11 protein-coding genes and 1 tRNA gene are annotated in these 12,415 nt (G+C 62.9%); 3 read left to right on the forward strand and 9 right to left on the reverse strand.

All coding sequences use genetic code 11. The annotated features are described in order from the left end of the window. Positions 1–374 precede the first annotated feature (374 nt). The 3 genes from B0684_RS07865 to B0684_RS07875 are packed head-to-tail and all read right to left on the reverse strand — an operon-like array spanning position 375 to position 4,061. Positions 375–881, reverse strand: coding sequence for a transposase (locus B0684_RS07865; protein ID WP_018650043.1), 507 nt, complete (start codon positions 879–881; stop codon positions 375–377). 46 nt (positions 882–927) lie between these two features. Then, positions 928–2,298 (reverse strand): ATP-binding protein, encoded by a 1,371-nt coding sequence (locus B0684_RS07870; protein WP_018650044.1) that lies wholly within the window; start codon positions 2,296–2,298, stop codon positions 928–930. Further along, on the reverse strand, positions 2,298–4,061 hold the full coding sequence (locus B0684_RS07875) for an EAL domain-containing protein (protein WP_018650045.1): 1,764 nt from the start codon (positions 4,059–4,061) through the stop codon (positions 2,298–2,300). Before B0684_RS07875 ends, B0684_RS07870 begins: the two co-directional genes overlap by 1 nt. A 304-nt stretch (positions 4,062–4,365) precedes the next feature. On the opposite strand from B0684_RS07875, the gene B0684_RS07880 reads away from it, so the two are divergent. Continuing rightward, entirely contained in the window at positions 4,366–5,259 is an 894-nt protein-coding gene (locus B0684_RS07880) for a response regulator (RefSeq protein ID WP_018650046.1), read from the forward strand. A 685-nt stretch (positions 5,260–5,944) separates the two neighbouring features. Here B0684_RS07880 and dinB read toward each other — a convergent pair. From dinB to B0684_RS07905, 4 genes are all read right to left on the reverse strand, one after another. Further along, the gene (dinB, locus tag B0684_RS07885) at positions 5,945–7,201 is read right to left on the reverse strand and encodes a DNA polymerase IV (protein WP_018650047.1); all 1,257 of its coding nucleotides are present in this window, start codon (positions 7,199–7,201) and stop codon (positions 5,945–5,947) included. A 118-nt stretch (positions 7,202–7,319) separates the two neighbouring features. After that, a tRNA-Arg gene (locus B0684_RS07890) sits at positions 7,320–7,396 on the reverse strand. Positions 7,397–7,669: 273 nt separating this feature from the next. After that, entirely contained in the window at positions 7,670–8,221 is a 552-nt protein-coding gene (locus B0684_RS07895) for a hypothetical protein (RefSeq protein WP_018650048.1), read from the reverse strand. 522 nt (positions 8,222–8,743) lie between these two features. Further along, positions 8,744–9,298, reverse strand: coding sequence for an outer membrane beta-barrel protein (locus tag B0684_RS07905; protein WP_026182098.1), 555 nt, complete (start codon positions 9,296–9,298; stop codon positions 8,744–8,746). A gap of 386 nt (positions 9,299–9,684) precedes the next feature. On the opposite strand from B0684_RS07905, the gene B0684_RS13945 reads away from it, so the two are divergent. Then, the gene (locus B0684_RS13945; protein WP_026304820.1) at positions 9,685–9,897 is read left to right on the forward strand and encodes a CsbD family protein; all 213 of its coding nucleotides are present in this window, start codon (positions 9,685–9,687) and stop codon (positions 9,895–9,897) included. Between the two features lie 250 nt (positions 9,898–10,147). Here B0684_RS13945 and B0684_RS07915 read toward each other — a convergent pair whose 3' ends face one another. Continuing rightward, on the reverse strand, positions 10,148–10,648 hold the full coding sequence (locus B0684_RS07915) for a PRC-barrel domain-containing protein (RefSeq protein WP_018650050.1): 501 nt from the start codon (positions 10,646–10,648) through the stop codon (positions 10,148–10,150). A 274-nt stretch (positions 10,649–10,922) separates the two neighbouring features. Further along, positions 10,923–11,630 carry an MBL fold metallo-hydrolase gene (locus tag B0684_RS07920; RefSeq protein ID WP_018169912.1) on the reverse strand — a complete coding sequence of 236 codons (708 nt, stop codon included), beginning with the start codon at positions 11,628–11,630 and terminating at the stop codon, positions 10,923–10,925. A gap of 72 nt (positions 11,631–11,702) precedes the next feature. Between B0684_RS07920 and B0684_RS07925 the strand changes: the two genes are divergently transcribed. After that, positions 11,703–12,323: a methyltransferase domain-containing protein gene (locus B0684_RS07925; RefSeq protein WP_018650051.1), complete on the forward strand. Its 621-nt coding sequence runs from the start codon at positions 11,703–11,705 to the stop codon at positions 12,321–12,323. Positions 12,324–12,415 lie beyond the last annotated feature (92 nt).

The following is a 12,415-nucleotide window of genomic DNA, read 5'->3' on the forward strand; positions in this document are numbered from 1 at the left end:
AAATCACTTGACCACCACAGCAGGCGCTGGACAGGGCGTAGCCAGGGTTTCATCGCCGACATCCCGTTCCACGTGGGGTCGACTGCCGGAGAAAATCGACCCAAAGTGGAGCAAATAGGTGCTGCAGGGGGGCAGTCCGGTGGGCATGGCGCTTCGTGAACCATGCCGGCAGCCGACGCATGCCACCCAGCTGAGTGTGACCTGCCGGTGGTCTGGGCCTGACATGAGTGCGGTGGATGGCGCGTTTCCTCGAGTCGCGGCTAGGCATGTCGAGTCTCCGTGTTTCCGAATGCTCGTCCTGCTTCCAGCATGTTGCCGCCGCAGCCAATCATCCAGGCATGTTTGTCCCAGTCTGGTGGGATGCCCTTGGCGCATTAAGCACGGTCCATGGGGACGGAGGTTTGCGGACGCGGGGAGAGTGCGAGGGGATCGCCCAGCCCGGCTGCCACCGGGTCGCGCAAAAGGACCGGATCCTCGACCCGCCCGGGCTTGAGGGTCAGGCCGGCGCCTTGTAGCGTCTGGTTCACTCGATCATGCAGTGAGTCGAGCAGTCCAAGCCCGTCCAGGGTGTCTCTGAATTCGTTGATCCGTTTGCCTTCGACCGATGTTTCGGTCCCGCAGAAGGCACAGAAAAGGGGAATTTCGTACAGGGCTTCTTCGACTGCCGGGTCGGTATAGGTGAACCACTGTTGCAGGCAATGGATGCGCAGGTGGGTGTTCAGCCCTGCCGGGAAGTGATCCTCGGCAACGCCGGCATCGATCAGCTGCTGGATCAGCGTCTCCCACGGAAGCAGGCGTTCGATTCGGTCCAGAAAAAGCGCACGATGGGTCATGCAGGCCGGGTCATCGGTCAGCGGGCGGGGCCAAGTGAGCAAGGCCATCGGTTTGGGTTCCTCGAATGGTAGAAGGCGGACGGAAAGGATGTTTTTACGGTTGTGCGTTGGGGGGCAGCGGTAGATAAACCGAGACGCGGGCGCCACCGCTCGTGGATGCCAGTTCGACATGGCCACCGCGCGCCTGTGCGATCCCCTGGACGAGCGTGAGGCCCAGTCCGAGGCCCTGCTCCTTGGTCGTGTAGAACGGTTCGAACAGGCGCGCCGAAGGTCCCTCGGGGAGACCACAACCGGTGTCCTGGATCGCAAGCACCGCCCAGGGGGCACCGTTGTATATCTCGCGGGACGTGGTGATCCAGATGGTGTCCTGTCCATTGCGCATGCGGGAACCAGGCTTTGTCTCCAGCGCATCGCGGGCATTGAACACGAGGTTGGCCACAATGTGTTCGAGATCACCGCGTGCGGCGTGGACTGCGGGTAGCTCCGCGAACTGACACTGCACCCGGATGTCGCGCATCTCGAGTTGTTGCCCCATCAACGTGAGGACATGGTCAACCGCATCCCGCAACTGGATGGCTTGAAGGGCTGTCGCCTGCGGTCCGAACAACCGCAACAGGCGGATCAGTTCGGCCGCCCGCTCGGTCTGCTCCATGATCCGTTCGAGCCGTGCAACGGCGTAGGAGGGTGGCTGACCGCCACCGGGTTTGCGCAAGAATTCCTGGGCATTGTCCGCCGCTAGCTGGATGACCTGAAGCGGCTGGTTGAACTCGTGCGTCAATCCCAGTGCGATCTGGCCCATGGTGGCCATGCGAGCGTTTTCGAGCAGGCGTTGCGGACCGAGGCGGGCGCCCGTGACATCCAGGGCGAGCCCGGCGATGGTCCAGGGTCCGTCCGTTGTTTTGTCGCAAATGGCCAGTCGCTCGTGGATCCAGCGCAGGGTCCCGTCAGGAAGCTGGATACGATAGTCGACTTCACAGCGGCCCTGTGCGCGCAGGGTTTCCAGGGCGCACTCGATGTTCGATGCGTCCTCTTCCACGGCCGTCCCGAACCAGTCGTCCGGAGGTTCATTCAGTCCGGTGAGGCTGGTATAGCCATCGCTGACGGAGTCCACCCTGGGGCGCCCCTGCGGCTGCAGCGTCCCGCTCCACAGGGCGAGGGGGGCGGGGAGGCCGGTCAGGCACGCCAGTTGATGACGTTGCGTTGCCTCGACTGTGGAAGGCCGATCGGCGGACCCGGGCCTGTCACTCTCTTGCCCGGCGGTATGGGGGCTCGTTACGTCGAAGCCCAGAAACCCGATCAGCCAGGCTGTGGCAAGCCCCGCCACCAGGCCCCCAAGTACGTACCAGGGGCCCCCGGTCGATGGAGGCGAAGCCATGACGGTGTGGCCGGCCCAGGGGATCCCGAACATCACGATCGGGATCACAAGTGCGAGCAACAAGCCGATGCGTAGCAGGCGGGGGTTCATCAGTGGTGCAGCGCCGCGGTGGCAGAGGATCGACAGGTGTTTCGCGACGGCGAGCGCGCGCAGGCCTGCCTGAATGCCGTGCGGATCTGTTCTCGCGATACCGGTTTTTCAAGGTATTCGGCGTGGTGCTCGCGGGCCTGGTTGGCGGTCGTCTCGTTGCCATGCCCGGTCAGGATGATGGGAATGGGTGCGAGCTGACGGTCGAGAAAGACCGGATGCTGAAGTAACTGCAGCCCGTTGCCGTCGGGCAGGTCGATGTCGATGAACATGACCGCCACATCGTCGATGTTTGCCAGTTGCCACTCGGCATCGCTGACGCTGCCGGCCAGCCAGCACGTCACGCCTTCGCCGGTAAGAATCGCGGACATCTCTTCGCGAATATGGGGGTCGTCGTCGACGATCAGGCACCAGGCGGATGGTTCGTGGGTCGTCTCTGCATGCGATGAAACGAGGGCCTCGGGTTCCAGGGAGACCTCCGTCGTGCGGATGGTCCGGTTCGGGGCGTCGCTCTTCGTGGTGGATTCCGTGTTCAGGGCGAAGTGATCGGCGCACTCCATGGCGTGCTCGATCGGCACTGGATGCCCGAACAGGTATCCCTGTGCGACACCGAAGCCAAACCGCTGGGCCATCTGCAGCATTGCCTGGTCCTCGATCCCTTCGATGACACTCTCGATGGCCCGGTGGTTGCAAAGGATGGCGATATCCCGCAACAGGGCCTGACGGCGCCGGTCGCTGGTGGCGTTGCGGATGAACCAGCTATCCACCTTGGCTTCGGTCAAGGGCAACTGGGCCAGCCGTGTCAGACCTGCCGAGCCGGCACCGAAGTCATCCAGAGAGATCCCGAACCCCGCGATGCGTGCCTGGGCGAGACCCAGGCGCTGCTCGACGCTGAGTGACGGTGCGCTCTCGGTCAGTTCGATGGTGAGTGAATGAACGGGCAGCGCTGCCTCGGTGCATGCCCGAACCAGATCGCCCGGGAAGCGGGCGTGTCCAAAGATCGTTGCACCGGCGTTGACGGCAAAGCGCAGGTGAGCGCCGAACCGTTGTTGCAGGGCGGAGGCGTGGTGCAGGACCTGGCGGAAGATCTGTTCGAATACGGGCCATGCGAACTCAGGGTCATCCAGGTAGGCCGCAAATGTAACGGGCGTCAGCGTTTGGCCGAGTTCCCAATGCTCCCAGCGGGCAAGGCTCTCGAATCCGAGCAAACGCCCGCTGCGAAGACAGTATTGGGGTTGAAGGTAGGGGATCAGCCGCCTTTGTGCGAGCCCTTCGGTGAATTCACGCCGGCCAAGGACGGCTGGGAGCTTGACCCCGGGGCGGGAGCGAGGCTCTTGTTCCAGTTGCCGAAACAAAGCGGTCAGGGATGCGTGCCGGATGGGCTTGCCGAGTGGGGCGAGCACGTCCAGCCCGAGTTCGGCCGCCACGTCGCCCGCGGCACCCAGGATGTCCTCGTGGAGTCCGGACAGAAACGCCAGCGCGGGTGCCGCTGATTCCATCCGCGCGAGTTCGGGCAACAGGGCGAGCCCGTCCCCTTCCGAGAGCTTCAGGTCGAGCAGGATCAGGTCGTAGCGAGCCGTTCTCAGGCGGCGCCGTGCTTCCGCCAGATCGGGGGCTCCATGGGCCGCGATGCCATGAAGGCCGGCGCTGGCGATCAGTTCCTCCCGAATCTCGCGCACATCGTCCACAATCAGCATGAGTGGCGCGCTGGGCATGGTGGCAGGCTGCGTGTGGTCCACTGGCGTCATGCTGAGCCCCGGGGTCATTTCGACGATCGTTTCGTGTCGGCTCCAGCATACGGAACCAGCCGCCAAGCGGAAGCGAGCGACAATGAGACTTCTGCCAGAATGGGGCCATTGTGGCGATGCGATGCAAGGCACCTTCGTGGGATTGCCCCGCGCGGGTCCGCTTATCCAGTGGCTTTAGCCGGCAAATAGAGGCGGGTGCTGCTCGCGGTACCTTGTGAGCGTCTTTCCAGAATGAAAGAAGTGCTTTTGACGAGCCAATGCATTGATGATGCATTGAGCGCGCAGGTACAACACTTCAACTCGGCAATGGATAACGCTCCGCATGAACACGACGTCACTTGCCGAATCGGCGGTTGCCCCGATTGCGCTACTGGTCGATGACGACCCCGATGTCCTGGATGAACTCCAGGGCAGCCTGTCGCTTTCGGATATCCCGTGCGTTTCGGCGAGGGACGGACGTGAGGCCCTGCGATGGCTGCAGGGACACCCCGGCATTCTGGTCGTTGTCGTGGACCTTCGAATGCCGGGCATGGATGGCTTCGCGCTCATCCGCGCCATACATGACATCGCGGAGGATGGCGCGCGCCCTCGCATCGTCGTGATGAGCGGTCACCTGGATGCGGATGCGGCCGTGACGGCGCTGCGCCACGATGTTGAGGACGTGCTCAGCAAGCCGGTCAGTCGCGAAGTCCTGCACGGAGCGGTCACCCGGGCGATCCGCCGGGCACGCGAAGAGCGCGAGAGAAGTGGCTTTGTCGATAACGTGTCGTCCGCGATGGAGCATCTGCGCAAACAGATGCGCGATATGGACCGCCAGTTGAAGGCATTCGGATCGACCAGCCACAGGCGCGGGGCAGGCTCGACGCAACCGGACGAAGTCGAACTGTCGGACGGCGAGATGCTGGAGCGTGTCGGAGAGGTGTTGGCCCTGCAGCGACGACGGCTACAGCATTTTCCGTCCGATCTCTTTTCCGATCCGGCCTGGGACATGCTCCTCGATCTGACCCATAACCACCTGACTGGCCATGCGACTTATGTCTCCAGCCTCGCGGTAGGCGCGCGAGTGCCGTTGACGACCACCTCCCGCTACCTGGATACCCTCGAGCGTCTCGGTCTGACGAGTCGGTATCCCGATCCAGGAGATCGCCGGCGAATGCGAGTCGCTTTGACCGACAAGGGCCTGGCCTCGATGCGCGCCTACCTGGCATCGCTGTGACGTGACTCTCCCTGGCATCTCATTGGGTCTTGGCGTGAGTGGTTACAGATTCCCTGCAGCCCGAAGAAAGGAAAAAACGCACCGGATGTGGATGCCCTCTTTCGAAAATATGGCGCGCCCGACTTCGTTCGTAGCCAGAATTTTCCATACTTCGGGAAACAGGCTAAAGCGACCTCAAGTGGGATCGCGGTACCCTGGTAATAACGTAACCCCCGGAAAATCGGCGCGGCCTTGTTCTTGAGATGGGACAAACAAGAACGGAAGACGTCGACTACGGTGTCACAGGGGGTGTCCCGCCCAAACGAGTATCTAGCGCTCGTCGGACACGAGTCGGTCGACCATTATGTGGAACCGTCTGGACAGGGAGGTGAGCGGACTGAGAGCATCCCTTCCGGTCGCCCCAACGGGTTGGGGGCTACCCAAGCCATCCCTCGCCGAACCTCCAGGCCAAAAAGGTAACGCCGCCCGGATACCCACTGATGTGGCACGGCTACGCCAAACTCACCACGACGGCCTACGCCTACGCTTTGAGAGATGAAATCGGATGACATCGCCCTGCATTGATGGGTCTGCGCGACGTATGGGTAAAGGGCAGGACTAGCGCGGAACCGCGTCGATAGCGTGCATTCCCCGGCGCAACGCTTTTTGCGACTCGGCGTCCGCGCCTTGCCAGACGCCAAGCGCTTCACTCCTCGAAGGCCAACTCGCCCTGGGCCCAGGGTCCCGGATCTTCACCGCCCTTGCCAACCGGCACCAGGGCGCTGACATGTACGCCCAGCAGCCGCAGTGGCCGCTCCAGAGGCGCCCGGCGCAGGCACTCCCGGCTCGCGGCCAGCAGGCCTTCCGGTTCGTCGATTGGCTCGCGCAGCGTGTGGTCGCGGGTCAGCGTGCGGAAGTCCTCATAGCGGAGTTTGATGCCCACGGTCCGTCCGCGCACGCCCAGCGCCTGGAGATCCACGGCCACCCGTTCGCAGAGGGCCACAAGGGTTTCGGTGAGTTGCGCGCGGTCATGACGCGGATGCAGGTCGCGTTCGAACGTCGTTTCCCGGCTGACCGACTTGCGCCCGGCCTCTGTCACCACCGGCCGGTCGTCCCGCCCGCGTGCGGCCGCGTGTAGCAAGGTGGCGTAGTTGGACCCGAAGTGTTCTTGCAGAGACCCGAGCTCTGCTCGGGCGAGATCGCCGATGGTGTGAATGCCCAGACGCGCCAGGCGCTCTGAGGACTTCGGCCCGACCCCGTTGATCTTGCTCGCCTTCAACGGCCATATCCGGCCAGCCAAATCCGCCGGACCCACCAGCGTGAGACCATCCGGCTTGTCGAACTCCGAAGCCATCTTCGCCAGCAGCTTGTTCGGAGCGATTCCGATCGAGCAGGACAACCCCGTCGCGGCACGCACCGCCTCTTTGATCCGGCGGGCGATCCGCGCAGGGCCGCTGCGGTAGGACGTCAGGTCGATGTAGATCTCGTCGATCCCGCAGTCCTCGATCTGCGGCGCCAGGGACGCGACGGCCATCTTGAATCGCCCCGAGTAGTGCCGGTAGGCCGTGAAATCGGCCGGCAGCAGGAACGCATCCGGCGCGCGACGGGCAGCGGTCATCAATCCCATGCCGGAATGCACGCCGAGGGCCCGCGCCTCGTAGGTCGCGGTGGTCACCACGCCCCGGCCGCGGTAGTCGCGCAGGCGGGTGAACTGAACCCCGCCGTCGTCGCCCACAACCGGGGCTTCGATACGGCGCCCACCGACCACGAGCGGCTGGCCCCGCAGTTGCGGGTAGCGCAGCAACTCCACGGAAGCGAAAAAGGCGTCCATGTCGAGATGTGCAATGCAGCGGTCCAGAACACTCAGAGCGGTCTCCTCCCGTTGACGGTATTTTCCATCAACCGAAAAGGCCTGGCGTGTTTCGCGTTCCGCTTTCACCACAGTGCAGCCAATATCCTTCATGTTGTGTTTGATTTTCGGGGGGGCACAGAAGTGGCACGAGAGTGTCACGGGGCGTGACCTGGCCCAAAACGAAAAAAGGACCAGCGACGGTAAGTCACTGATCCTTTTCTCTGGAATATGGCGCGCCCGGAAGGATTCGAACCTCCGACCACCTGGTTCGTAGCCAGGTACTCTATCCAGCTGAGCTACGGGCGCATCGACTGAAGGCGCGCATTATCGCGATTGGTCCCGAAGGATGCAAGTCGTCGCGGGGTATTCTTTGCGTTCGGCTTGGTCTGCCTGGCTCTCCCAGCCGTGCACGATCGGGCGATATAGCGTACTTCGCACTCCGTCGCGTTCACGAATGCGGACGTGGGCGAAATTCTGCATGTCGCCGAAGCCCACGGAGGCATGGCCGGTGCGCCGTTGTTCCGGTGTGGATTTCACGATTCGAGCGTGCGCCTGAAAAGCCCCGGTCCCGGACGCGAATCAGAAGTTGTAGCCAAGTCCGACAGTGTACGAAAAGTCACTATCGAGGAGCGCATTCTCTGCGTCATTCGAGCCGCTGAAGAACCACTGGTATTCAATGCGACCCAGGGCGTAGGTGTCCTCCAGGAGGTAGTACTTCAAGCCCCCATCCAATCCGGCGAACCCGCTGTTGTTGACCCCGTCGCCGTAGACTGCGCCCAGGCTCCCGCCAGCGAAGGGACGGATCCGGCCGTCTGTGTCTTGAAGGTTGAGATAGCCTCGCGTGGCGCCGCTCCAGAAGTCATTGGTCAGGAAGTCGCCCTCGAGGTCGGCGTAGTGGATGCTCTGGCGGACGCCGAGGACCAAGTGACCACGCAGATACCAGCCTATATCACCCGTGATGCCGAGGTTGGTGTTGTCGAACCTCCGGTCACTGCTGCCACTTCCGGAAAGCGAGAATTCGCGGTCGCCTATGGAGGGGCCAAAGTTGGCGGCTGATCCTTGTTGAGCCTGGACGGAAAGGGTGAACGGTCCAGCCAGGCAGAGCATGACTGCGGCTACCTTTTTCATCATTACCTGCCTCCTGAAACGTTACCCGCCGCGTTGGCATGGCGCAGAGCACTTTGGAGTGCGACCGCGACCGGGAGGGCCCGCTTTGCATCCGAAACGGCAGATTGCGGTCGCAACCGAGAGGGCATCTGTACGTTGCCGCACATTCGCCCCCGGGCGCGTTGGGTTTCAGGTAACGGGAGACAGAAAAAATACGAGGGATCAATGGCGTAACGATGATTTCGATACGTCATATGAGGTGTTGAAAAGGATCTTCAGCGAGACGCTGATTGAAGCGCGTTTGCGTGTTCTCGCGGTGTCGCCCCATGTCGTCCGAGATAAGGGCGCTGTGCATTGGGTAGTGAACGAAAGGGGCCTGATCGAGGACGCACAGAAGTCTCTGTCAACCTGCTCTTCGAGCAGTTATGAAGCGACTTTGCGGCCCGATTGGATGGTGGCGGGCGGCGGCTGCCCCCTGACCGTGGTGTGCCTCGGGGCAGGGCAGCAGGCGTTCTTTCGAACTGCCCCTACCCCGGGCAAGAAGGCTCAGAAGTTGTAGCCGAGGCCTACGGTGTAGGCGAACGCACCATCGCGGAAGGCATCTTCTGCATCGCTGGAGCGGCTGAAGAACCACTGGTATTCGACGCGGCCCAGGACGTAGGTGTTTTCCAGCACGTAATACTTCAGGCCGCCTTCCAGGCCGGCGAACGCGCTGTCCTTGACGCCGTCGCCGTAGATGAAGCCCAGGCTGCCACCACCAAAGGGACGCAGACGGCCGTCCGTCGTCTGGAAGTTGAGGTAGCCGCGCGTGGCGCCATTCCAGAAGTCATTGGTTATGTTCTCGCCCTCGATGTCGGCGTAGTTGATGCTCTGGCGGACCCCGACGATCAAATGATCGCGCAGGTACCAGCCCATATCGCCCGAGATACCGAAGTTGGTGCTGTCGAACTTGCGGTCACTGCTGCCGCTTCCGGAAAGCGAGAACTCGCGGTCGCCCATGGAAGGTCCAAAGTTCGCCGTTGATCCTGCTTGCTGGGCCTGGACGGCGAGGGGGAGTGTTCCGGCCAGACAGAGCGTGAGCGCGATTAGCCTTTTGGTCATTAGGTTTCTCCTGATTGGTTCCCATCCGGGGCGGGATAGGGTGGTTGTCTCGGTGGGTTCTGGGCGTGGCCGGGATGGTCCCGGTCGATACTCGGGATCAGATTACTTTTCCAGAGATCGGGTATCTGTACGTTGCCGCACATAGACATCCGGACGCGCTGTGTTCTGGTTGGCGAAAATCAACAGAGCCCTGGGTTCTGCGGAACCGTGGATCGAAATCGTGCTTTTCAAGATGGGAAGGACCCTTGATGGGTAGAACGGAGGCGGACGTTGCGCGTGAAGTTCGGGCGGGTTTGTGCGGTCGCGCACAGACGGGGACGGGTGTGCTCCGCAGGGTTCTGGATCGGGCGGCAATCAGGCCGACCAGCCATTCGGAGGAGTGCGAGATGAACTGGAATATCGCGAAAGATCACTGGAAGCAGTTCAAGGGCAAGGTCAAGGCGCGTTGGGACAAGCTGACCGACGATGAACTGGAAACCGTGGCGGGGGAACGCGACGAGTTGGTGGGCTGCATCCAGGAGCGGTATGGCGTGAGCCGGGCCGCGGCCGAGGGGCAGCTCGTAGAGTTCGAGAGGAAAGTGAGTCGGGTCCACCACTGAACCGCCAGCCGTGGGTGGGGCCTGGCCCGCCGGGGCTCACCTCCAGGGTTCGGTGATTGGCGTGTGTCCGGGGCGGTGGCGTAGTGGTGGGCGGCCCTGCTAGCCGGAAACTGGCTACGCGGTTTGGGTGGCGCACTGGGTTTGCGCAAGCGCAGGGCCCCACCCGGACGCGCGAGATAACCAATGGCTGCGTAGCGAGTCGGTGGCCCCGAGGAGTGTGGTACCCCTCGGGGCGAGGATAACCAACGCGTTAGTCGCGTTCGTATTCCGGTATTTCCTGCAGCGTGTCTTCATTCATGTCGATGTAAAGCTTGACCTCTCCGTCTTCGGACGTACGCTCGATACGGTCCCAGGCGATCGCCACGTCCTTTCCGCCGAGGCCGAGAACGCCGCTGCCCGTGCCGATCACGACCGCGACGATACGGCCGTCCTGATCGACGACCAGGTCATGGACTTCCCCGATCTCGTCCTGGCTTTCACGGCTATGGATCTTCTGGTCCATCAGGTCCGAGACGTGCAGCCCCTGGTCCGGCATGCGCTGGATATGGGGGGCATCGTCACGGGCATCCGCACGTGGTTGTTCCATGGCGTCGCGGTCGTGGCCTTCGGCGCCACGTTCTTCCATCATCTCGTGGTCGTCCGAGTCCTTCTCGTGTTCGCCGGCCATCGCGCCGGTCATGACACCGCCCAGGCCAAAGACGAAGATGGGGACCGTGGCCGCGGCGAGTTTGAGTGAGGCAAGTTTTTTCATGGTGTCGCTCCTTGATGGGTCCGGCGTTCAATCCGGAAGTCGATGTCGCGTGCATCACGCGGGCACTTGGACCCAGCGATGCGAACGCACCAACGATGTTGCGGAGCGCTGTCACCCACGTCTGTACGTTGAGGCACACACCTGGTTCGTAGCCAGGAAGTCTATTCAGCTGCGCTCGCATCGACGGGATGCACGGTGGACCCGATGGGCCCCGAGGCAGCAAGCAAGCCGTCGCGGTGAGTGTGTTGTGGCTTTCCGGCCCCGTCCGCCGTCCTTATCCCCTCGGGATGGGGTGATAGGGCGTACTGCGTACTCGGTCGTGTTCATGCATGCGGTAATGGACGAAGGCGTCCTTGTCGTCAAAGTGCAGGAAGGGGTTGCCCGCATCCTCCTCCGCCAGTGTGGATTCCGCCTTTTCCGCGTAGTTGTGGCCCGGGTGGATGCAGGTATGGGCCGGAAGCCCCTCGCGCAGGCCGTTGAGGGTGTGAAACATCTGTTCCGGATCGCCGCCGGCCAGGTCGCAGCGGCCGCAGCCGAAGACGAACAGGGTGTCGCCGGTGATCAGGTCGTCGCCCGCCGGCATGTGGAAGCAGGCGGAGCCGGGGGTGTGGCCGGGTGTATGCAGGAAGCGGATCTCGGTGTCGCCCAGACGCATCTCGTCGCCACCGTGGTGCAGTTCCGGACGTTCCAGCTCCTTGCCCCAGAACTCGGCCTCGGGCTTGAGCAGGTGCAGTCGCGCATTTGGATACTGTTCAAGGATTGCCTCGACCCCGTTGATGTGGTCGTGGTGGCTGTGCGTCAGCAGGATGTCGGAGATGTCGACTTCATTTTCGCGGGCCTGACGGATGATCGCCTCCGGATCCCAGGCTGGATCGACCACCGCACCACGATGGCTGGCGCGGTCCTCGATCAGATAGACGAAGTTCTCCATCGGGCCGAGTTCCTGGCGGTGGATGCGATAGGGCAGTTGGGTACGGTCCATCGAGGTCTCCGGGAGTTATTCGTGGTTTGGTAGGGTCTATGCATTTCCTATCCTGTGCCGAGAAGGGGAGTGATGCCAATTTCCGAAGGTTCGCCAGTTGATTCCGAAGTTCTGGATGCCGAGACCGACTGGGAGGCGCGCTATCAGGCGGGTTCGACCCGTTGGGATCGCGGCACGCCCAGCCCTTCGCTGGAGCGTTGGTTGGAGGTCACCGCGCTGGGGCCCGGCGCGCGGATCGTGGTGCCCGGTTGTGGCTTTGGTCACGAGGTGCCGGCTCTCGCTGCGCGGGGTTTCCGTGTGACCGGGCTGGATGTGGCGCCAACGCCGGTAGAACAGTTGCGCCGCGATCTGGCGCAGGCCGGGCTGGAAGCGGAGGTGGTGCAGGCGGACATGCTCGCCTGGCAACCCGAGGTGCCAGTGGACGGGATCTACGAGCAGACGTCTCTTTGTGCCCTGCCGCCCGAGCAGTGGTCGGCCTACGAGGCGAAGCTGCATGGCTGGCTGCGTGAAGGCGGTGAACTGTTTGCGTGTTTCATGCAGACCGGTCGCGAGGGCGGGCCGCCCTACCATTGCGCAGTGCCAACGATGCGTCAGCTGTTTCCTGCCGATCGTTGGGGTTGGCAGGACGAGGTGGGCCGGACCGACCACACCAATGGCAAGTACGAGCAGCTCTACTGTTTGATCCGGCGTTAAGGCGCTACTGTGGCTCGTATCGGCCGGGCCGGTGCAGGGGCCCGGCGCCGATGGCGAATCTCCCGCGTCCAGGCGCGGTAGATGCGGTGAAG

It is taken from the genome of Thioalkalivibrio versutus (genome assembly GCF_001999325.1).
Taxonomy (GTDB): Bacteria; Pseudomonadota; Gammaproteobacteria; order Ectothiorhodospirales; family Ectothiorhodospiraceae; genus Thioalkalivibrio; species Thioalkalivibrio versutus.